Origin of the sequence: Vibrio iocasae, assembly GCF_042245395.1 — a bacterium.
Classification (GTDB): domain Bacteria; phylum Pseudomonadota; class Gammaproteobacteria; order Enterobacterales; family Vibrionaceae; genus Vibrio; species Vibrio iocasae.
Window position 1 is genome coordinate 586,250 of record NZ_CP145310.1, and the last position, 23,107, is coordinate 609,356.

At 43.9% G+C, this 23,107-nt stretch carries 16 protein-coding genes; 11 read left to right on the forward strand and 5 right to left on the reverse strand.

The window, feature by feature from the left end; translation table 11 throughout:
• The first annotated feature begins 9 nt into the window (after window positions 1-9).
• From SNR28_RS02680 to gnd, 5 genes are all read left to right on the forward strand, one after another.
• Window positions 10-237, forward strand: coding sequence for a hypothetical protein (locus SNR28_RS02680; RefSeq protein WP_375749479.1), 228 nt, complete (start codon window positions 10-12; stop codon window positions 235-237).
• 69 nt (window positions 238-306) lie between these two features.
• Window positions 307-1,155: a tetratricopeptide repeat protein gene (locus SNR28_RS02685; RefSeq protein ID WP_375749480.1), complete on the forward strand. Its 849-nt coding sequence runs from the start codon at window positions 307-309 to the stop codon at window positions 1,153-1,155.
• Between the two features lie 228 nt (window positions 1,156-1,383).
• The gene (zwf, locus tag SNR28_RS02690) at window positions 1,384-2,901 is read left to right on the forward strand and encodes a glucose-6-phosphate dehydrogenase (RefSeq protein WP_375749481.1); all 1,518 of its coding nucleotides are present in this window, start codon (window positions 1,384-1,386) and stop codon (window positions 2,899-2,901) included.
• A 4-nt stretch (window positions 2,902-2,905) separates the two neighbouring features.
• Window positions 2,906-3,619, forward strand: a complete 714-nt coding sequence (pgl, locus tag SNR28_RS02695; protein WP_375749482.1) for a 6-phosphogluconolactonase — start codon at window positions 2,906-2,908, stop codon at window positions 3,617-3,619.
• Between the two features lie 10 nt (window positions 3,620-3,629).
• Window positions 3,630-5,078 (forward strand): decarboxylating NADP(+)-dependent phosphogluconate dehydrogenase, encoded by a 1,449-nt coding sequence (gene gnd / locus SNR28_RS02700; RefSeq protein WP_375749483.1) that lies wholly within the window; start codon window positions 3,630-3,632, stop codon window positions 5,076-5,078.
• A 55-nt stretch (window positions 5,079-5,133) separates the two neighbouring features.
• On the opposite strand, the gene SNR28_RS02705 is transcribed toward gnd, so the two are convergent.
• Genes SNR28_RS02705 through SNR28_RS02715 form a run of 3 tightly spaced genes read right to left on the reverse strand, consistent with a single transcriptional unit; the run spans window position 5,134 to window position 10,008 of the window.
• Complete coding sequence (locus tag SNR28_RS02705) at window positions 5,134-6,396, reverse strand: sigma-54-dependent transcriptional regulator (RefSeq protein WP_375749484.1); 1,263 nt, start codon at window positions 6,394-6,396, stop codon at window positions 5,134-5,136.
• On the reverse strand, window positions 6,383-8,716 hold the full coding sequence (locus SNR28_RS02710; protein WP_375749485.1) for an ATP-binding protein: 2,334 nt from the start codon (window positions 8,714-8,716) through the stop codon (window positions 6,383-6,385). Before SNR28_RS02710 ends, SNR28_RS02705 begins: the two co-directional genes overlap by 14 nt.
• On the reverse strand, window positions 8,713-10,008 hold the full coding sequence (locus SNR28_RS02715) for an ABC transporter substrate-binding protein (RefSeq protein WP_375749486.1): 1,296 nt from the start codon (window positions 10,006-10,008) through the stop codon (window positions 8,713-8,715). Before SNR28_RS02715 ends, SNR28_RS02710 begins: the two co-directional genes overlap by 4 nt.
• A 277-nt stretch (window positions 10,009-10,285) precedes the next feature.
• On the opposite strand from SNR28_RS02715, the gene SNR28_RS02720 reads away from it, so the two are divergent.
• From SNR28_RS02720 to nadE, 3 genes are all read left to right on the forward strand, one after another.
• Window positions 10,286-11,665: an MFS transporter gene (locus SNR28_RS02720; protein ID WP_375749487.1), complete on the forward strand. Its 1,380-nt coding sequence runs from the start codon at window positions 10,286-10,288 to the stop codon at window positions 11,663-11,665.
• 110 nt (window positions 11,666-11,775) lie between these two features.
• Window positions 11,776-13,236: a pyruvate kinase gene (gene pyk / locus SNR28_RS02725; protein ID WP_375749488.1), complete on the forward strand. Its 1,461-nt coding sequence runs from the start codon at window positions 11,776-11,778 to the stop codon at window positions 13,234-13,236.
• Window positions 13,237-13,397: 161 nt separating this feature from the next.
• A complete protein-coding gene (gene nadE, locus SNR28_RS02730; protein ID WP_375749489.1) occupies window positions 13,398-15,464 on the forward strand; it encodes an NAD(+) synthase in 2,067 nt (688 codons plus the stop codon).
• Between the two features lie 68 nt (window positions 15,465-15,532).
• Here the strand turns inward: nadE and SNR28_RS02735 are convergent, their stop codons facing one another.
• Window positions 15,533-16,294, reverse strand: a complete 762-nt coding sequence (locus SNR28_RS02735) for a substrate-binding periplasmic protein (RefSeq protein ID WP_375749490.1) — start codon at window positions 16,292-16,294, stop codon at window positions 15,533-15,535.
• 178 nt (window positions 16,295-16,472) lie between these two features.
• On the opposite strand from SNR28_RS02735, the gene SNR28_RS02740 reads away from it, so the two are divergent.
• On the forward strand, window positions 16,473-16,955 hold the full coding sequence (locus tag SNR28_RS02740) for a DUF3319 domain-containing protein (RefSeq protein WP_375749491.1): 483 nt from the start codon (window positions 16,473-16,475) through the stop codon (window positions 16,953-16,955).
• A gap of 315 nt (window positions 16,956-17,270) precedes the next feature.
• Entirely contained in the window at window positions 17,271-19,373 is a 2,103-nt protein-coding gene (locus SNR28_RS02745) for an FG-GAP repeat protein (RefSeq protein ID WP_375749492.1), read from the forward strand.
• A 71-nt stretch (window positions 19,374-19,444) separates the two neighbouring features.
• Here SNR28_RS02745 and SNR28_RS02750 read toward each other — a convergent pair whose 3' ends face one another.
• A complete protein-coding gene (locus SNR28_RS02750; protein WP_375749493.1) occupies window positions 19,445-21,133 on the reverse strand; it encodes an NAD-dependent malic enzyme in 1,689 nt (562 codons plus the stop codon).
• 366 nt (window positions 21,134-21,499) lie between these two features.
• Here SNR28_RS02750 and SNR28_RS02755 point away from each other — a divergent pair, with 366 nt between their 5' ends.
• A complete protein-coding gene (locus tag SNR28_RS02755; RefSeq protein ID WP_375749494.1) occupies window positions 21,500-23,050 on the forward strand; it encodes an FAD-binding oxidoreductase in 1,551 nt (516 codons plus the stop codon).
• Window positions 23,051-23,107 lie beyond the last annotated feature (57 nt).

Sequence of the window (23,107 nt, forward strand, 5' to 3'; positions counted from 1 at the left end):
AAAGCCATTTTGTCCTTGTTAAATGAAGGCGCGACGACATCACCAGATATTTTGACAAAAGAACGTTGGGTAGAGCTCATGGCCGCTTCAGGCCTTACTGAAGAAGATATGACAAACTGGCATGTTCAGTTTGAACAGATGGAACCCCAGGCGCATCAACGCTTTTTAGAGTCTCTGGGAATCGATGAAAATGAAACTGCTTTGCTGCGGAAAAGTTTTACTTCTCCATCCAAATAATTCCTCTTGCATGAACAAGATATGATCAATATCTTATGGGCATAATTTGCGCTGTTAACGGTTATGGGTATGTTTAGAAAATTCAGTGTGTTGATTGTTTCCTTGCTTCTCACTTTTTCTGTTTTTTCAGCAGAGAAATATTCTGAAAGTGATCTGTTAGATAGGCCGCTGATGGAGCGCTATATTCTTGATGAATTGAAATCCATCAGGCTTGAGCAACAAGATCTTGAGCGTAGGTTAACGATCGAGATGACAGACAGAGAGCTTGCAGTTGCGGATAAGTCGCTAAACTACGCCAATGTTACCGTTACTTATTTCTTTTATATCATCGCGGGCGTCGCTTCACTCGTAGCTTTGATTGGCTGGCAATCTCTTAAAGATATTAAGCAGAACACTAAAGAGATGGCGGATGCCCGTTTAGATAAAATTACCAAAGAGTACGAGAAGAAGTTCTTAGCGTTAGAGCGAGACTTAAAACGTAAAACCCGCATTATTTCTGAGAACAACCGGGAAATCGAAATCATCAACGAGGTTCACAACCTCTGGCTCCGTGCTCAAAATGCGCAGACGGCAGAGCAGAAGATCGAAGTTTACGATGAGATCCTGAAGATTAGACCGGGTGATCTGGAAGCATTAACCTATAAAGCCGATGCCGCGATGGAGATTCGCGAGTATCACTGGGCAATGAGTATTTGTAATCGGGTGCTTGAAGTTGACGATTCTAACGCTCATGCACTTTATCAGCGCGCTTGTGCGTACTCGCGCTTAGGCGCAGAAGAACAAGCGATATATGACCTTCAACGCTCAATTGAAGCCAGCGCATCAATTCGTGAGTTGGCAGCAGAAGAGCCCGATTTCGAGTTGCTAAGAGGAAACGAAAAGTTTGAAGCCATGATTGAGGTGGCAGAAAACAGTTAACCCCGACACATTCATCTGGAGTGGTTAAGTACGTACTGCTCCAGATTTATTTATCAAAAAGCTTCTACCTATCAAACCGATAGATATTCACTATTATTCTAGTTGGACGCATCTTGTTACTATTGTTGTCCAATTTGCACATCTGAATTGCCGTGATTTTTGTTGACAAATGTTACCGGTAACTTAAAGTGTAACGGTTCGGGTTTAGTGATTGATTACGAGACAGCTATGGAAAATGTAGAAAGCACGGTTCGACCAGAAAACAATGCCATCGTTATATTTGGCGCTTCTGGTGATTTAACGCACCGTAAACTTATCCCCGCCTTTTATCATCTGTTTGCAGATGGCATGCTGCCGGAAGACTTTGCAGTTCTGGGTGTCAGCCGTACTAAGTTCAGTGATGAAGAGTTTAGAGTGAAACTAAAGCACTCATTGGTTGAAAACGAGAAGACCGATGAAGCGTTAGTCGAGAAGTTTTTTGAACATGTCTATTATCAGGCGCTGAATACTTCAGATAAAGAAGAGTATGGTCTGCTAAAAGAGAGACTTGATGTAATCAAGCAAACACATGACACTCAAGGCAACACAGTTTATTACCTCTCTACGCCTCCTAGCCTGTATGGTGTGATTCCTGAGTGTCTGGCGGCTCATGGTCTTAATGAAGAGCATGATGGCTGGAAGAATCTGATTGTTGAAAAACCATTTGGTTACGATTTGCAATCAGCGATCGACCTGGACAAAAAGCTGCACGACAGTTTTCAGGAGCACCAAATCTACCGTATTGACCACTACCTTGGAAAAGAGACAGTACAGAACCTGTTGGTTCTTCGCTTCTCAAATGCGATGTTCGAACCATTGTGGAATCGTAATTACATCGACCATGTAGAGATTACTAACTCTGAGTTTCTTGGTGTTGAAGAGCGAGGTGGCTATTACGATGGTTCTGGTGCACTTCGAGACATGTTCCAGAATCACCTGTTGCAGGTACTGGCAATGGTTGCGATGGAGCCACCTTCAGTCATTAACGCAGATTCAATGCGAGACGAGTCGGTTAAAGTCATGCAATGCTTCCGCCCATTGTCTGATGAAGATTTGAAAAATAACCTTGTACTTGGGCAATACACAGCATCTATGGTGCGTGGCGAAGCGCTTCCGGGCTACCGCGAAGAGAACGGTGTTGCAAATGACTCTCGCACTGAGACTTATGTTGGCCTGAAAATGTTTATCGATAACTGGCGCTGGAATGGTGTTCCTTTCTATGTTCGTACCGGTAAACGCCTCCCAACACGTGTGACGGAGGTAGTTATCCATTTCAAGAACACGCCACACCCTGTATTTGGTGTGAACGCGCCTGAAAACAAGCTGATTATCCGAATTCAGCCAGACGAAGGTATTCTTTTAAGCTTTGGCCTTAAGAAGCCGGGTGCAGGTTTCGAGGCGCAGGAAGTATCAATGGACTTCCACTATCAGGATCTTCAGGAAACCAACATGTTGACTGCATACGAGCGACTACTGCTTGATTGTATGAAGTCGGATGCCACCCTGTTTGCACGTACTGACGCAGTAAAAGCGTGTTGGGAGTTTGTACAACCGATACTCGATTTTAAAGATAAGTGTGAACACTTATATGGCTATGCGGCAGGAACCTGGGGGCCAAAAGAGGCAAATGAACTACTGAAAAACGACGGTCGTGACTGGCGTTTCCCTTGTAAAAACCTGACTGTAACGGACTATTGCGAGCTTTAATTTAATGAATTATCAATTATTTGAAACACCAGAAAATGTAGTCGAATCACTAGCCGGTACCATGCTTGAGCTGAGCAAACTTGGACGTCCGGTGCATATATCTCTTTCTGGTGGTAGTACACCTAAGCTGTTGTTTAAGACTTTGGCACAAGCACCACACAACACTGACATTGAGTGGAAAAACCTTCACTTTTGGTGGGGTGATGAGCGTTGTGTCGCTCCAGATGATGCTGAGAGCAATTATGGTGAAGCCAACGAGCTTCTATTTAAGAACGTAGACCTGCCAGAGGGAAATGTTCACCGTATTCGTGGTGAAGCGGATCCAAAGAAAGAAGTACTGCGTTTTGCTCAGGAGATGGAACTGGTGATTCCACCTAAAAAAGGCATGCCTGCGTTTGACTGGATTCTTCTAGGCATGGGTACCGATGGCCACACAGCTTCTCTGTTCCCACATCAGACAGATTTCAGCGATCAAGAACTGTCCATCATCGCTAAGCATCCTGAAAGCGGTCAGGTTCGTATCTCTAAAACCGCGAAATTGATAGAGAATGCAGACCGAATCACATATCTGGTTCTGGGTGAGAGCAAGGCAGAAGTGCTAAAAGAGATTCAAGATACGCCGGCAGAGCAACTGCCTTATCCGGCGGCAAAAATTCAATCCACATACGGTCAAACCGAGTGGTATTTAGATTCACAAGCAGCAAAACTGCTGGCTTAAGGAGATAAGAATGAAAGGTGATATCGGCGTAATCGGTTTGGCAGTAATGGGCCAGAACCTGATCCTGAATATGAATGACAACGGTTTTAAGGTTGTTGCATTTAACCGTACGGTTTCAAAAGTAGAAGAGTTTCTGGAAGGTCCGGCAAAAGGTACGAACATCATCGGCGCGACTTCGATGGAAGATCTGGTTTCTAAACTAGAGTCGCCTCGTAAAGTGATGCTAATGGTTCGTGCTGGTGACGTTGTCGATCACTTTATCGATGCGCTGGTTCCTCTATTGGATAAAGGCGATATCATTATCGACGGTGGTAACTCCAACTATCCAGATACAAACCGTCGTGTTGCTGCACTGGAAGAAAAAGGCATTCATTACATCGGTACAGGTGTTTCTGGTGGTGAAGAAGGTGCTCGTTTTGGTCCTTCAATCATGCCAGGCGGCTCACCGGAAGCGTGGCCACATGTTAAACCTATTTTCCAGGCTATCTCAGCAAAAACAGATGCTGGTGAAGCGTGCTGTGACTGGGTTGGTAAAGATGGTTCTGGTCACTTCGTTAAGATGGTACACAACGGTATCGAATACGGCGATATGCAGCTTATCAGCGAAGCGTACCACTTTATGAAAGAGGGACTGGAGCTTTCTCATGACGAGATGCAGGCTATCTTTGAAGAGTGGAAATCAACTGAGCTGGATAGCTACTTGATTGATATCACGACTGACATTCTTGGCTATAAAGATGAAGATGGCGAGCCATTGGTTGAGAAAATCATGGACACTGCTGGTCAGAAAGGTACGGGCAAGTGGACGGGTATCAACGCTCTGGATCTTGGTATTCCTCTGACTCTGATTACAGAATCTGTATTTGCTCGTTGCTTATCTTCTCTAAAAGATCAGCGCATCGAAGCAGAAAAAGTGTTCGGTCATACGATTGCCAAAGTTGAAGGCGATAAAAAAGAGTGGGTTGAAGCCGTTCGTCAGGCACTTCTTGCTTCTAAGATCATCTCTTACGCTCAGGGCTTTATGTTGATTCGAGAAGCGTCTGAAGAGAACGGTTGGGCACTGAACTACGGTAACGTAGCATTGATGTGGCGTGGCGGTTGTATTATCCGTAGTGCTTTCCTTGGCAATATCCGTGATGCTTACGCTAACAACCCGGATATCCAGTTCCTTGGTTCGGATCCTTACTTCAAAGAAATCTTGTTAAACGCTATGCCAGCATGGCGTAAGGTTGCAGCGAAAGCGATGGAAATCGGCCTGCCAATGCCAACAATGACTTCTGCATTGACGTTCCTTGATGGCTATACGACATCACGTCTGCCTGCAAACATGCTTCAGGCGCAGCGCGATTACTTCGGCGCTCATACCTATGAGCGTGTAGACCAGCCTCGCGGCCAGTTCTTCCACACTAACTGGACTGGTACTGGTGGTGATACTGCATCAACGACTTACGATGTTTAACCACTTATAAGCTATGAATAAAAGGGTCTGTCCGCAAGGTCAGACCCTTTTTTACTTAACGCGTTTTATAATTGTCTTTTTCTATGTTGTATTTACGCATTCTCAGGTAGAGTTTTTTACGCGTGATATGCAGTTGGTTTGCGGCTTCGGTTACCTTGCCTGAGTGTAGATAAAGTGCATCTTCAATTAACTGCTTCTCATACTCGTCGACCAACTCATCTAGAGGTGATTTTATCTCCTCTTTACTGTATGTACGCTCATTGCCAGTGAGTTTAACGATGCCGACAGCGTACAGTTCTGCAATATTTCGCAGCTCGCGCACGTTTCCTCTCCACGAGTGATGACGTAGTACCGATAAGTAGTGAGAGCTGACTTTTGGAATGGTTTTACCGAGATTTCTGCAACTCTGCTTAAGGAAGTAATGAAATATTGGCGCGATATCATCTGGCCTTTGCCTCAATGGGGGGACTTTTACCATCCCTCTGTTAAGTAGGAAGTAGAGTTCAGGTAATAGCGATTGATTTGCGACCAATACTTCAGGGTTTGTTTCAAAAATGCCAATGATGCGTACCCTATGCTGTTCATTGCGTTCACAGCACAACAGCTTATGGGCAAGCTGACGTTGCTCTTTCTCGTCCAGAGTATCAAGATCGTAAAGAAACAAGATACCGCTTGTACTGCTATCCAGGTGCTCATTGAGTCTGAAACCATCACTCTCATTGGCTAATCTAAATTCCTTCGGCGTGTGCGTTAAACTTCCGGATTGTGCGATAAGGTTAGCGATATGATGTCGTCCAGTGCCGGTCTCTCCCCATATAATCAGATGGGTATCCAACAATGCATAACGAGCGATATCCTGCCGAATTTCATTAAGTTGAGCGGATTTTCCAGCCAGCTCCTGACAGATTTTTTTACTTACTTTATCTTTTTGTTCAATAAAGGATTTGCGAAACCCTATCTGTGTTTTGATGGTTTCCAGTAGTTCGGGAGGGTTAATGGGTTTTTCCATAAACTCGCATGCACCTTTTTTTACCGCATCGACAGCAATAGGGATATCTCCGTGTCCGGTAACAATGATGACCGGGATATTTGGGTCAAGTTCTTTGATTTGTCTAAGTAACTCTAAACCGTGCATTTTGGGCATGTACATATCCAGCACGACCACACCAACCCAATCCTTATGGAGATGATTTAGAGCAGAAGTTGGGTCATCGATGGTTTTAGCAATTAAGCCTGAGATAGATGCAAGATAAGAATATGATTCCAGTACATCATGGTCATCATCGACAAAAAGAACGGAGTAACTATTTTGATTCATATTGAAGTTCCATAACGATCATTGCTCCTTTACTTAAATTAGAGGCCAGATATATCTCTCCAGAGCTGGCATGAACGAGGGATTTGCAAATATTCAGTCCAAGCCCAAGGCCAACTTCTTTTGTTGTGGTGAAAGGAGTAAATAAGTGTTGAGTAATCTCAGAGTTAAAACCTGTACCTGAATCAGAGACGATTAGGGTGCAGAGGTTATTTCTGTGTTCCAGTGTTTCTATGCTCACTTTCTTGCTCGAAGAGACGGTTTCGCTAATGGCTTCAAAGCTATTCACCAGAAGATTTATTAACACTTGCTCAAGTCCAAGTTCACTGACAACCACTACCGCATCAGAAGCTATGTTCACATCGATAGATACGCCTTCCTGCTTTGCTTTTGTGTAGACTAAGGTAATCGCTTGATTGACCACTTTCATAAGTTCAACGGGTTCTATTGACGCTGATTTGTTGTCTTTTCGGGCAAAGCGTCTGAGGTTATTGACCAGATTGCTCATGCGGGTATGTAGCTCATCAATTTTCGCCAGCATATCTTGAAGCTTTTGGGAACCGTATTTCTGACCCAAGTGGTTGGCGCTAAAGATATAGGTAGACATGGCATTGAGGGGTTGATTGAGTTCGTGAGCGAGGCTAGTCATGGTTTGCCCTACAACAGCCATCTTAGCCGCCTGTATTAACTCAGACTGGGTGTTTTTTAGGCTCTCTTCGGCTCTTTCTCTTTCCTGAATCTGGCAATGAAGTTCTTTGTTTTTTAAACGCAGATCGCGAGTCTTCTTTTCTACTAAAGACTCTAATTCCATTGCAGTCAAAGTCTGCTCTGTAATGTCAGTGATTGTGATGATGACTTTATGTGTGTTTGTCTGCTCAAACAGTCTAAAGTCGAAACGTAGGTAGTGAATCCTCGACTGGATTAAATGCGCTACGGTGAGCTGGTCATACTGTTTTAAATACAGAGATGACTTGTTTTCGAACATAGTTTTTATTTGGTGCTTACTGCCCGAAGGAGAACAAATCCAAACAGGTTGTTGATAGGAAACCTGAGTTAACCCTAAAAGAGCTTTCGCACTTGAGTTAGCGGATTCAATGTTACCGGAAAGATCACAGGTTATAATACTTGCAGTGGTATTGTTGATGAGATTGAGCGCGTTAGTTCGCTGCATTTCCTGAACTTTATTGCCATATTCGGAAAGTTTATGTTCCAGTTGACTGATTTCGTCTGAACTTTTCAATCTGGAAGGGTAGGTTAGATCGCCTTTTATGGTCGAATCAATTCGTTGGCTAAGGTTGTGCAGCCTTACCACGACCCCGCGATGAACGTAGTAATAGGTTAGTGCAATACCAAAGAGAATTGAGATACTAAAGCTAATGATCAGGGCACGGCTACCATAGGTGACGGTTTTTGATGTGTCACTCTGTACTTTATGAAAGGTTTGATCAGCGTCAACAACAACATTGGCAATTTGCTGATGAATACTGTCTAACTGCTGATTCGTTATTCGACTGAGCTGGTCGAGTTCTTTGAGTAAAAGAACCCGTTTAATCAGTAACTTGTGAAAGTGTCCTTCTTTGTGCAGCAAGTCGTTAAAGCTTTTAAGTAACTGTTGATACGACAAGGACGAAGGGTGGTCAAATATTGGCTTGCTTAAAGTGTTAAGCTCTTCGAGGTGGTAATAAAGTACTTCCAGACTGTTATTTACAAACTCGGACTTACGTTTTGAATGAATTTCCTGACTTAACTCGAAGATCTTGTTTTCCAAATCCAGAGCCCGTTGAATAAACCCGAGCAATTCAAACGCTCTATTCGGAGCTTCATAATCACGTTCTAACTGCCATAACAACTCGTGATACAGCGGATGCAACTCATCCCTGATATCCTGATGTAGCCAGCTAAGTTGCTCGTAATAACTATCGACTTTACGTTGGGTGCTTATTTTATTGAAAACACGCTCTGATAGCTGGGACATTTGTACAGCGAGCTGTTCATAATTTGCTTTTAGCGCGCTTTTATCGTCAATAGCATCTATCTGATGAATACTATTGAACTGTTTTTTCATCGTGTCTTGCAGTTCCGCCAGTTCTGCTTTGTTACTGGTTTTCACCAGCATTTCGACTTGATGACGAAACTCGTTGCTACGACTCTCCAGTAAGTAGCTGGCGCTATAGTGGGGAACGGCGGATTCCAGTAGGATATTCACCTGCCCATTCAGTCTGCTCCAGACAAACCAGGCGACAGAACAAACCAGACATAAAAGAAGGGTGAACAGAGTAAAAGCTGTAATAAGCTTTACTCCAATTGAGTTTCTTAGCTTCATTGCTGCAATCCGTTTGCGGACTTCATGTATTGGATATCTTGTTCAATACTCTCCATTTCTCGACGAAGCTGGCGGTTTAGATTATGGGCAAATTTGGTCGTTAGTAATTGGTTTTGTGCGCTTTCTTGGTTCTCTCCACTTTGTAGCTGTAAAGCAAGGCGCTGGATATCTGCCTCCGAAACAGGCAGTGAAAAAAGGCGGGCTTTGAGGTGGGCTAGTTTATTCTTACTACCTCTGCCCTGAAGATCGGATTCAAGCGATAAGATAGAGGCCCAAAGCTCTCTCAATGTAGGGAGACGTTCTGTAACTGCAACATCAAAAATCAGGTTAACCAACTCCTCTCGTATCATCATGTTGCTCAGCTCTAGGGTAGGCAGTTCGTCTCTATGCAAGCTATTGTCGGTAAGGCTGGTTTTTGAAAATGCATTTTGAGCCAGGCTGGTTTGGAACTCCTTAGAGTGAACCATAGAAATGAATGGGTCGACTGATGGATTTAATGATGGTTTGTTTAATTTTGCCAGATAGGTAGGGAAGAGAGTGAACTCTTCTGCATATTTGAAGTTAAGGTGATCGAAGTTACGTTGCAGCAATAGGGCGTGAGTATCTATGGTGATACCGAGCCCGAATTCTCCTCTGGCGATGTAATCACTTACGGTAAAACTGCGTGATGAAACGGTTCCAAGATTAGCACCGATGTTCATCACGATTTTCCAGCCTTCTTCCCACCCATGTTTGCTCAGGATGCTTTCCAGCATGAGTTGAGAGGTTCCCGAACGGCTCGGAGGCGACATGGTCAAGTGCTCCATATAGATAGGATTAGCTAACTCGATTACTGAGTTTGGAACCGGCAAATCATGAGCTTTGAGGTAGTCTTGGTTCCAAACAATACCGGCTCCGGAATAAGCAAACACGTCAATCTCATTTGGTGGTAACAAAACATATTTCTCTAGCCAGTCTGGTATGTTGGCTTGGTACTCAATAGGAGAAATTTTGTTTTGGTGCATGAGTCTTTGAACAAGCAGGGGAGAAGAGGTCAGGATAAGATCGATATTGTGACGGTTTCCTCTGGAGAGCAGTTTTACGCTTGATTGAGTTCGTCGATAGATAAACTCAACGTCCACATCTGGATACATCTGTTCAAATGTATCAGCCAGTACCTCCAGCGAACCCTTGGAGAAAGTAGATAGTACGATCAACTTGTTTTGTGATGAATAGGCTGCGTAGCTCAACGATGAAGTGGTGACACAAACTACAGCCTGGATTATTAGTTTTGCGAAGGTGCTCAGGGTCACAAAATCACTCCAATACGTGCTTTAACTCAAAGTTTCAAAAGTTTAATGAAAACTAGCTGACTATTGTCAGGGGACAAACATGTCTCATCCTGTCACTAACAAATTGTTATTTTATCAACGTGAAAATCTCTACTCAGCACTTGAGTGACCAAAATGACCCGGTGTACTTATTTGTTTGAGCCCGGTTTGTCCCATTTCCGTGTTTTTGAGCTGTGTGTCATCAGAAGCAATGATGAAAACGCAAAGCCAATATGACTTTATTTAACACGGAGATTTTATGATTAACTTTTTTAAAACACGGCCAGATGTACCGTTGTCGGATGGCTCTAAACAAGAGATGCAATCGCGCTTCAAGCGTTATCAATGGCAGGTGTTTTTGGGATTAGTTCTTGGATACGCTGTATTCTATGTTGTACGAATGAACCTTGGCGTGGTTAAGAAGCCGATGCTGGATGCGGGCATCGTTAGCCTGGAAGAGTTAGGTTTGATGGGATCCGCTTTCTTCTTCACTTATGCATTTGGTAAGTTTTCGAACGGCTTCCTTTCTGATTATGCCCATATCGGCCGCTTTATGTCGTTCTTCCTGTTCTTATCTGGCCTGGTTGCTATTGCGATGGGGATGAACACTTCGGGCTTGTTCTTCATTCTTTTATGGGGACTGAATGGGTGGTTCCAGTCGGTAGGTTCAGCGCCTTCTTGTGTTTCAATCTTCCAATGGTTTTCGCCAAAACAACGCGGTAGCCGTTATTCCGTCTGGGGTGGATCTCGTAACATCGGTGAAGGTATCACATGGATTCTGACAACGACCCTAGTGAGCTACCTTGGTTGGAGAGCAGGCTTTGTCGGTGCAGGCATTGCGGCAATTGCGGCCGCTGGGTGTATGTACCTTGCGCTTAAAGACAGACCTCAGACATACGGCTTACCTGACGCAGCAACCGCTTTTGACGAAGAGCCTGAAATAAAGAAGGAAAACACGACGGAAGATACACGCAAAGCTCAGTTATTTGTATTAAAGCAGCCGGTTGTATGGCTAATTGCCGCAGCATGTGCCGCTATGTATACATCACGATATGCGATGTCTTCCTGGGCTGTGCTTTACCTTCAGGAGTCAAAAGGCTACGACCTGATTGACGCGGGATTCGCTATGTCTACGTACCCTATTGCTGGCCTGTTTGGAGCAATATTATCGGGTATCATTTCTGACAAGCTATTCAATGCGAACCGCCATATTCCGACTCTTCTATACGGAATCGCTAACATCGCTGGTATGTGCTTGATGTTCTTCGGCCCTGAAAGTCGTGTTGTAGACGCAATTGCATTAAGTTTGGTTGGTTTTGCCATTGGTGGTTTAGTTGTCTTCCTTGCAGGCCTGACGGCATGTGACCTTATGCCTAAGAACGCAGTGGGTGCAGTAAAAGGATTCATTGGTCTGTTCTCATACATTGCAGCTTCCGCACAGGAAATTATTTCTGCGAATCTAATCGAGATTACCGAGATTGAAGGTGTGACTCATTACGACTTTGGCCAGGCACAATACTTCTGGTTGGGCGCAAGTGTTGTTTCTCTGTTTCTTGCTCTGACAGTCTGGAACGCTAAGAAAGTTGTCGATATAGATGATGAACAACAAGTAGAGCTAAAACCACAAACCCACTCCTAATCATGATGTCGGGCCTGAAAAGTCATCGTTGCTGCTCAGGCCCCAAGCAGAAATCGACTTAGCAAACCAACATATTTACTAAAACAATAAAAACACAAATAGGACACCATATGTGTAAAACAAAGATTGTGGCAACTTTAGGCCCTGCATGTCACTCAAGAGAAACCTTGAGAAGTATGATTAAAGCTGGTGTAAATGTTGTACGTTTAAACTTCTCTCATGGTAGCGCAGAGGAACACGCTCTTAGAGCGAGAATGGTCAGACAGTTGGCTTCCGAACTCAATAAGAGTGTCGGCATTTTGGCTGACTTACAAGGCCCCAAAATTCGTATTTCATGTTTTGAAGAGGGAGCTGTAGAGCTCGTTAAGGGAGACACTTTTTATCTCGATAGTCGGGTAACTGAACGGGGAGGGGATAAGTTTAAAGTCGGGCTTGATTACCCTCAACTTATTCAGGATATTCGTCTTGGTGACACCTTGCTGCTGGATGATGGGCGGTTGAGACTGAAGGTTACTGAAGTTGATGACAACAACGAATGGATTCAAACAAGGATTTTAAATAGCGGAAAGTTGTCAGATAGAAAAGGTATTAATCTGCTTGGTGGTGGCCTCTCCGCGCCAGCGTTAACGGATAAAGATAAAAAAGACATTCTGACTGCGGCTGAGATTCAGGCTGATTTTCTAGCAGTCTCGTTCCCTCGCAATGCAGAAGACATTGAGTACGCTAGAGAGTTGGCGAGGGAAGCGGGGTGCAATGCAGATATCGTCGCTAAGGTTGAGCGTGCGGAGATAATCGACTCTCCGGCTAATATGGATGAGCTTATTCTTGCTTCAGATTCAATTATGGTCGCAAGAGGTGACTTAGCAGTAGAAATTGGAGATGAACGCTTACCATTTGCACAAAAAAACCTTATCGCGCGAGCACGGCATTTTGGTAAGCCAATCATTACTGCAACTCAGATGATGGAGTCGATGATAGAAAACCCGGTTCCGACCAGAGCGGAAGTTCTGGATATCGCTAATGCTATTATTGATGGCACCGACGCCATCATGCTGTCAGCAGAATCTGCTGCCGGACAATATCCAGTAGAAGCAGTAGAAACCATGGTACGTATTGCTCGTGGTGCTGAACAGGACATCAAACCCGATTCCAGCAGTTTCGAGGAGCTACAACCACTTTGTGAAGACACAGAAAGAAGCTTCGCGGTTTCTGCGATGGTGACAGCGTCGAAAGCCCACAAACACCTTGGTGTGGTTGTACTTTCAAGAAAGGGAGAAACACCAAGGTTAATGTCGCGCTGTAACAGTAAAGCTAGAATCTGGGCACTGAGTAGCGACCGTTCTCTACTAGGCAAATTTACCCTTCTCAGGGGAGTCACGCCACTTTATTTCGAATACCCAGATTTTAGTGACACGTCGGTATCAGAAGTCGTCGTCAGATATCTGAGAGATGAAGTCGAAGCTCACAAGATATCATCTCTGTTGATTACTCAGTTTGAGTCCGTTGATGGTAGTGGCACAACCAATGTATGTCGTCTGCTTACTTTGGATAAAAGAGAGATAGCAGCTTAATTCCCCAGTCACACTCCCTTTGATGCTCCAGTAGGGCTTGGCCTGTCGTTCGCGGCAGGTCTTTTTTGTTGCTTTCAAATATTTCTTTATTGGCTTATGCCTTAAGTCACTGCATACTTAGCGACAGTATTGATATTCCAATTAGAGTTTTAAGAAAAATCATGAAAAAAGTTGTCGTTAGTGTCGCCAGTTTGAACCAGACTCCGGGTTTATTGGCACAGAACCGGGCCAATATTCTCAAAGCCAGTCAGTTAGCACAGGAGGCCGGAGCAAGTCTACTAGTCACTCCTGAACTATCACTATCTGGTTATGGGCTGGAAGACTACTTTCATTCTCCGAAAATGATCGAAAACTGCTTCACGCATCTTCTTAAACTGGCTGAAGAACTGCCGGAAGATCTGATTGTTTCGGTGGGTGTGCCTTATCTGTTTAGTGGCCGCTTGTACAACGCCGCTGCGGTTCTTCTGAATGGTAAAGTTCTGGGTCTGACGTTTAAGAAGAATCTGGCATCTAACGGTATTCACTACGAGCAGCGTTGGTTTACTCAGTGGCAGTCGAACGAGGTATTTATCGACCGTCCGGCAGGCCTGGATTATGATGTACCCGTTGGTACACCTATCTTTGACATCTCTGGCCTGAGATTTGGTATCGAGATTTGTGAAGATGGCTGGGTATCTAATCGTGTGGCCTCTCACTATTTCAACTGTGGTGTGGACATCATTGCCAACCCAAGTGCCAGCCACTTTGCGATTGGTAAATTTGCGACCCGCCAGCGTCTTGTTCAGGATTCAAGCCGTGCCCATGGTGTTACCTACCTTTACTGTAACCTGAATGGTTGTGAGTCGGGTAGGGCAGTATACGACGGTGGTTGTTTGATCTGTTCTGATGGCGAAATTATGAATCAGGGTGAACGACTGCACTTTACCGATGTTGAGATTACTACCTCTACCATCACCAACAACTTAAGCCGTATTAGCAAGTTCACCGCGAGTCAGCGTTATTCAGAAGTACCAACAGATACTAGCGGTATTATTGTTCCGATAACCTTTAAAAATGATCCTGTAAAAGACACCAATCACTACACGACAGATAAACGCCCTCAGCCTCTTAAGGAAACACCAAAGAACCGTGTCTTGGCATGGGAAAGTAGCGAGAATCTTGAACACGAAGAGACAGTTCGTGCTATCGCTTTGGGTCTCCGAGACTGGTCTAAGAAGACGTTTACAGGTGGCTATGCACTGTCATTAAGTGGTGGTGCTGACTCAGCGTTGGTCTCTGTGCTTTGCTATCTTTCTATGCACTATGAAGTGTCTGAACTTAAACGCAAAGGTATCGATCTAACTCAGAGCTACTTTAGCCGTTTTGTCGAAGATATTAATACTGCTGATGCCAATGACATCATGAAGAAATATTTGACCACGGGTTATCAGCCGAGTCGTAATAGCGGTAGCGTTACAAGAACCGCTGCGAATGAGCTGGCGAATTCTCTTGGTGCAGATCACTATATCTTTGAAGTGGGTGATATCGTTGAAGCTTATGAGAGTGAGCTGAGCAAAAATATGGGTATCGAGTTCAACTGGGAAGAGCACGACATCTTCAAGCAGAACATTCAGGCGCGTACTCGCTCTCCAATGATTTGGGGTGTGGCGAATGTTAAGAATGTACTTCTGCTCACGACGAGCAACTTATCTGAAGCGAGTGTGGGCTATGTTACTCAGGATGGTGACAGCTCCGGTGTGCTTGCTCCTATTAGTGGTGTGACTAAATCTCGTGTTCTGCGCGTTCTTCAGTGGCTTGAGACCGATGGCACCATGGTTTGTGATGCCGACTCAAGCGCACCATTTAAGTTTGAAAAACTTTCCTATATCAATGAACAACGTCCGACGGCAGAGCTTCGCCCGGTCGAGCAGACCGATGAAGATGACTTAATGCCATTTAGCCTGCTGGATAAGATTATTGAACTGCATATTCAACAGAATCACTCTCCGGTTGAGATTTTTGAAGAGCTGATTTGCCTTCATAAAGACAAAAACGAAAGCTATCTGGCCGAGTGTATAATTAAGTATTTCCGTTTCTTCCATAGAAACCAGTGGAAGCGTGACAGACAGGCTCCGGGTTTCCATATTGAGATTAACTCGCTTGATCCAAAAACGTATAAGCGTATGCCGCTTTTGGGTACCGCATTCCAGGGAGAGCTGGAATTATTACAGAAATACATCGCTTCTTAAGTTTTATACACAAACGAAGCTAAAATTATTGTAAGCACTTAGTTCGGCCCCTATACGCGTATAGGGGCTTATTCGTCTATAACGCTTGCGTATATCCGGTCAACCGTTCCGTCGTCCCACATCTCGCTGAGCTTGGCGTTTAACTCTCTGACTAAACTAGGCATATTTTCCGTATCTGTTGCTTTTGAAAGTAATAGATAGGAAGGGTTTGTTTTACTGATAGGATCGCTGTGAACCTTTATCTGGTCGAGAATGTTGAGTCGATTGGCTCCGTCGAGAACGACAGTTTTATCATTCACATAAACATCGATTCTACCGCTGATCAGTTTTCTAAGGTTCTGTTCTAGGGAGCTGGCTTCCTCCACATATATATCACCACGTTTAGCCGCTAAATCGAATTCGGGTGAAACACTATGACCAAGGTTTATACCGACTCTGAGCCCTCGCAAATCATCTGTAGTATGTAGTTCAAGTAAGCTATCACTTCTCGTTACTGTGTAGTAGGCGGCTTTTCTTAATGGAGTTTCGACAAAAACAGCAAACTGCTCTCTTTCCTCAGTTTTAAATGCTGCGAACAAACCATCAACATTTCCGACTTTAAGGTGATAAAGCGCTCGTTTCCATGGGTAGCAACTAATGGTGTAGGGTTGATTTGCTCTACTGAAGAGTTCGTTGATGAGTTTGAAATAAATACCTTTTACTTCGTCGTTTTCGCACCAGATAAAGGGTTTAAAATCCAATGTTGCCAAACGAATGGTTTTAGCCGAAACAGTGGCTGATGGAAGTACGAGACAGCCAATTAACACAATATATAAAAAGAACTTCCCCATTAGTCAGCCTGTTAGCGATGAATTCCTATTGGTTAAGGTTAGTTGTGTTATTACATGAAGTCTAATTGATGTGGCTCATTGTCTCTGCTGATAGATTACTTAGCTGTCGAAGCGATTGGTTTTACTGTGCTAGAATCGCCTCTCTAAAATTTCCACTAGCTTTTTTGTTGTAAGCACTATGTTTAAAAATGGCTTCTTTTCAAAACAATTTAAACGTTTGATAAAGGAAAATAACTCAGAAAAAGGGTCGGCGAAAACAACGTTTTATCGTAGCCATTATCTAAAGAAACAACCGGATGGTGATGATCTTTGGAGCACGAAAATAGATGGCCTTGTTGTTACTGGTAAACTGGAAAACATAAAAAAAAGCGTTGATAGCTGGTGCGACAATAAGATTGTCATTCCGCCCGATAGCTTCGAGTCATTGCCGGGTCGTCCTACTAATCGCCAGGTTGTTGAGTACAAAGGTTTTAAAATAATCAATGACAAGGGTGGTGAGAAAGACTGGTATGTCACTCACAAAGGAAAATTACTTAAAGGCTCAAGAGTTGCTATCGAAAACAAAATTGACCAGGCAATTCAAAGACTGCAAGCCAGAAAAGAGGCCATGGTATCCAAATCGATTAAAATGGCTAACAACATAGACAAGCGTGCATCATAGTTGTCGCTTGTCCCTTCTTTTTATTTCTAATGGTCTAATCCCATACCTTCCTAAGTTCTAGTTAGCTATAGGTATATAGGCGACTTTTTCTACAATGATGTATCACATTGTAAAGCTTTGTATTGAGCTTTATCGGTGCTAGCGCTAATAGCGTTTATACTCCCTATAGCTACTCACGTGTCAATGCTTATCTGATTGATTTTTATCGCATATATTAAATAACTTTTAGATACATAACCGTACTTATCCTTCCGTAGAACATGTGTTTCTATGCCGTTGATTGTGATCTTTATTCCAATAATACGGAGGGTGCCTGTGAATATAAATCTGCAATTAAAGCCTCTGATAACACTGACAACGTCGTTAGTTTTTTCTTTAGTTCTTACTGGGTGTGAAGGAGGGGGGAGTGCCAGTTCAGCTGACACTCCGGATCCTTCTCCACCACCTGTAACGGTTCTACCAGATATTTCAGTACCTGATACTGATACAGAAGAAACGCTTCCTCCTGACAAACCAGTACCACCCCCAACAACCGAAACGGTAACCCCCGAGATACCTAAACCTCTTCCTGTTCCAGAAAATAATGTGGTACCTGTTGCTCCAATTGTTCCTATCGTTCCACCACCACAAGAAATTGTATTAACACCATTTAATCTACAAAGAATATCTGCATTTGAGGTTCGTGATTATCACGAAGCCGAAGGCATTCGACGAGCAACGTTTGCGTGGGATGATGCCCTTGCCAACGGTAGTACAGTCGATGTGACTTATACAGTCTGTGAAAAAAGCCTTGTGGAAGATAACTCTTGTAAAGCCCTGGGCTCTGTAAAAAACAGCCTGACCGCTGACATTGATATAGGGAGTTTGATTGATGCAATTGCTAATGATTATTTTGTAATGGCAACGGTGGGAACACAGGTGCTATCCAGCTCTGAGCGCAGCGTTGAACTGAGTGAGATATACAAGATGCTCGGCCACTTTAAAGGAGCAAATTCAGCGGAAGGTGACTGGTTTGGATCGGCAGTGAGTATCAGCACTGACGGAAAAACGCTTGCTGTATCAGCGCCCGGAGAAAGTTCATCTGGAAACAGAGTCGTCAACGGCATCAGTGGAGGTATAGATAATATCTCAAATGCGAAGTCTGAATCGGGGGCGGTGTATCTATTCAGTAATGAGTCTGGAGAGTGGAAGCAAATTACTTTTATTAAAGCTTCCAACAGTGATGTTGGTGATAGATTTGGTCATTCATTGGCGTTAAGTGGTGATGGAAAGACACTAGCTGTCGGCGCGATAAAGGAAGCTTCAAACTCCACAGGAGTTTATACAGATCACGCTGGTGGAAACAACAATGGCGCTTTGGGTTCCGGGGCCGTGTATGTGTATGACACCAACGGAACCCTATGGTCTCAAATCGCCTATATCAAGGCATCAAACACCGATGCCGGAGATTGGTTTGGTAATGCCGTCAGTTTAGATTTTAATGGGAGCACTTTGGCTGTAGGGGCACCAATGGAAAGTTCGAATTTTTCAGGCTTTATTGACCCATCTAGACCAGATAACAATAACTTGCAGAACTCAGGAGCGGTATATTTGTACGAAAAACAACCTGACGGTTGGGCGCAGACCCATTACGTAAAAGCGTCAAATTCTGACAAAAATGACCAGTTTGGATTCTCACTGGCGCTAAGTGATGATGGAGAGAGCTTAGCGGTAGGTGCAAAAGGGGAAAGTTCTGGTCATCCTGGTATCTCTGCTAATGGTGATGGGGAGCACGACAACACGTCAGGGGGAGCAGGAGCGGTGTATATGTATTCCAAGGCGGGCTCGAACTGGGAACAAGCAGCTTATGTGAAACCATCAACAACAGAAGATGGTGGCAATTTTGGCTACTCATTAGATCTCAATGCTGATGGAACGTCTTTAGTAGTTGGCGCAACGCAACTGCACACATCGTCACCGGAATCGGGAGTCGTATATACGTTTGAAAACAAAGGAACTGGCTGGGAAGAAACTGGCAGTATTAAACCGTCCAACGGAGGAAACAATGACCAATTTGGTAGTTCGGTTGCAGTAACCTCATCCGGGGACAAAATTATTGTTGGTGCTCTTGGTGAAGACTCATCGTTTAGTGGGATAACCTCAGATGTCAGCCTTGGAGGTGATGATGGACGCAAAAATAGTGGTGCTGCATATCTGTTTACTAAAGATGGCAATCAAAACTGGCAACAGAGCGCTTATATCAAACCTTTCCTTAGTGAAGCCAATCCTCCTGGTGGAGAGATTTCAGTTGCAATAGATGGAGATGGTTCGACAATCGTTGTTGGTGGAGCACTTGAAGATAATGGGTGTAGGATTGTAAGTAGCGGCACGCCATTATGCGCTGAAAGTGAGAACTCAGGGGCCGTAGTTCTTTACTAAATTCTGTTCACCTAAAAAGCTAAAAAAGCGCTGGAATCAGCGCTTTTTCAGTATAGTCAATGCAATAAAAGTTACACAGCACTTCGTCGGTACTGCCTGTAATCCGCATCCCAGAAGTTCTCTTCGATTTTCTCTTTCAGGCGCTCTTCTGTGCGTTTCGAGGCAACACCTTGCTCCATCGCTTTTTTGCCTACCGCTAGTGCGATGTGCTTAGATACTTTCTGTATTTCTTCTAAAGGAGGAAGCAGAGGGCCAGAACCGTTTTTCGCAAGTGGCGAGCATTCAGCTAATGCGCGACTCGATTCCATAAGCATTTCATCAGTGACGCGTCGGGCACGCGCAGCCAAAACACCTAAACCGATACCAGGGAAGATATAGCTGTTATTACATTGGACGATAGGATAGGTTTTGTTACCGACCACTACCGGGCTAAATGGGCTACCAGTCGCAACGAGTGCCTGACCATTTGTCCAGTTGAGTATGTCAGATGGCAAAGCTTCAACACGACTTGTAGGGTTAGAAAGAGGGAACACAATTGGCTGCGGACAGTGCTTATGCATCTCTTTAATTATCTCTTCTGTAAACAAACCGGGGGCACCAGAAACGCCAATAAGTACCGTTGGTTTCGCGTTCTTCACAACATCGAACAGAGAAATCTGAGTTGAAGTTGTTTCCCACTTATCCAGAACTGTACGTTTTTGTACAAGCTTTTGCTGGAAGTCCAATAAATTTGGCATATCATCAGAGAGCACTCCCCAGCGATCAACCATAAACACCTGAGAACGAGCTTTCTTATCCGATATACCTTCAGAAACCATCTGAGCAATAATGGCTTCAGCGATGCCGCAACCCGCAGAACCAGCACCAAGGAAAGTGATGCGCTGCTCACTAAGCTTAGTATTCGAAGCCTTACAAGCCGCAAGCAATGAGCCGACGGTTACAGCAGCGGTACCCTGAATATCGTCATTGAAACAGCATACTTCGTCTTTGTAGCGCTGCAGTAAAGGCATCGCATTTTTCTGCGCAAAATCTTCAAACTGAATCAGAGCCTCTGGCCATCTGTCCTTGACCGCTGAAACAAATTCGTCGACAAACGCTTTGTACTCGCTGTCAGAAATACGTGGGTGTCTCCAACCCATGTACATAGGGTCTGACAATCGTTGAGGGTTATTGGTACCGACATCAAGTACAACAGGCAACGTGTACGCAGGGCTGATACCACCACACGCGGTATAGAGTGAAAGCTTACCAATAGGTATACCCATACCCCCAATGCCCTGATCACCAAGTCCAAGAATTCGTTCACCATCTGTCACAACAATAACTTTAACGTTGTTACGAGAAGCGTTGTTCAGCATGTCTTCGATGCGATCGCGGTTCGGGTAAGAGATAATTAAACCTCTTGCGCGTCGGTAGATTTTAGAAAAGTTTTCACAAGCTGCACCAACAGTCGGTGTATAGATGATTGGCATCATTTCGGTGATGTGATTTTGTACCAGTCGATAGAACAGGGTCTCGTTGGTGTCTTGGATATTTCTTAGGTAGATATGTTTATCCATATCTGACTCAAATGCCGAGTACTGTTCGTAGGCGCGATCAGCTTGTTCTTCAATTGTTTCGATTGCTTCTGGTAAAAGGCCTTCCAGGTTAAATAACTGCCTTTCTTCCTGAGTGAAAGCACCGCCTTTGTTCAAAAGTGGAGCTTCAAGCAGTGCAGGGCCTGCATAAGGGATATATAGGGGTCTTTTATGTTTACTCATTAGTAGTTTTCTTCTATCTAGGCTGACAGGTTGAGGAGCATCAATCACATTATGTTAACGTAATTTTATTTTTAACGATATCTGGGAAATAGTTTTTCCGCTGTTAAGTCTGTGATCTTATTCCGACTATGATGAAACAAGCCCAAACCTTCGACATTTCGACTGTGAGGTCTTATTTTAGAGGTTTGTTAATAGTATATTAAAGGCTTTGATCACAAAATATATGCAATGTATTGATTAGAATAAATTTAATGTTCTTAATTTCAGTTATTCAAGCTCTCAATAATTTTTGAGGTTTTTTTGTACTTTGGTTCGCAAATTGCTTAGCTTTGACATCGCAACTTAGGAGTGGTGAAGGGGATGGCGGTGAATAACGACAATACAAAACGCAAAAGTCAGGATTTAAACAACCTGATTTTTCCCGTGTCTAAAAAATATGAACAACACCTTTCCGACGCTTCCTATTTTAAAGGTTACGCTGACACTATTTCTTTTCCTAACAGTACGTTAGAAGTTTCTCGCATAATCAAAGCGTTATTTCGGTCAAATGTTCCTATCACTGTTCAGGGGGCGAGAACCGGATTGACGGGAGCGGCTGTTCCTAATGGCGGCCATATTATGTCCATGCAGAAGATGAACAAGATTCTTGGGCTGAGGCAAAATAGTGCCGGTGATATATTCGTTCATGTTGAACCTGGCCTTAGACTGGCTCATCTACATAAAATGATCGCGAACGGGTTTAAAGGATTATTTGATGCAGATGATGAAACCAAGGAAGTATTGGCGGCCAATCCAGATATTAATGACTATTTTTGGCCTGTCGATTTACTCGAAGGTTCTGCGACTATAGGGGGTATTGCCGGTACCAATGCCTCTGGTGTTACCTCATATATGTACGGTAGAGCGGCAAACCATATTGAAGGCATTCGCTTTATTGGCGAGTCAGGCAGTGATTTTTGGGTTTCCAGAAAAGGGAATGAGCAATTAGAATCTGAAGACCAGCAGATTGCAGGAACAGTACTCTTTACTCAGCAAGATTTGTTAAACGCGATTCTGGGTGGAGAAGGAATGTACGGTGTTATCACGGAACTTGCTCTCAAGTTAAGGAAAAAACCAAAGGAAAAACTCGGTTTACTGGTTTTTGTTCAGGATGAATCTCAGCTTGAAGTGTTCGTTGATAAGTGTCAGGACAACCTGTCACATGAACAGAAAGCCTTAGTTGCAACATTTGAAGTCATGGATCAGAGAAGTATCGAAGCCGTACATGCTCTAAGTGGAAGGTTAAAAGGTTGTCCGCCTATTCCTGACTTTCCAACTGATTCTCAAGGCGCTGCTTATATTGAGTTGCATGGAGACAATCAAAAAGCGCTGAATGAGTTGTCTAAATGCTGCACAAATTGCATCAGTGACGTAGGAGTAAGATCTGATTCGGTACTGATGGCAACCGACCATGAAAGCCTGGAAAGATTGAGAGCATTGCGTTATGCAGCCCCTCGTGTGGCAAATCTTTTGGTCGAACTGAATCATCAAAAATTCAGTGCGATTACCAAGCTTTTCACGGATATTCGATTTGAAGGCCGTTTCTCCGCTGTTTTTCAAGACTATCTCAGGGATCTCCAGGATATGCATATGCCAGCGACCATCTATGGTCAGGTGCTGGATAATCATCTACATGTCAACTTGTTCCCTGAAGATGAGAGACAGCTTGCCATTGCAAAAAGGCTGTTGGCGCACTGGGCTCAAAAAGTGAGAATTCAGCGGGGAAAACTAGTTGGGAATCACGGTATCGGGAAACTGAAAACAGACGATACTTACCCTGAGATGCCAGAATCTCAGAAGCTTAGAGAAAAACAAATCAAAGCATTTTTTGATCAGCGTGGATTGTTTAATCCTCATAATAGAACACCGCTAGGTTAAGTTACATTTCACTAGTAGCTACTAATTTACAACGGCCAGAAATTAGATTATGGTCTG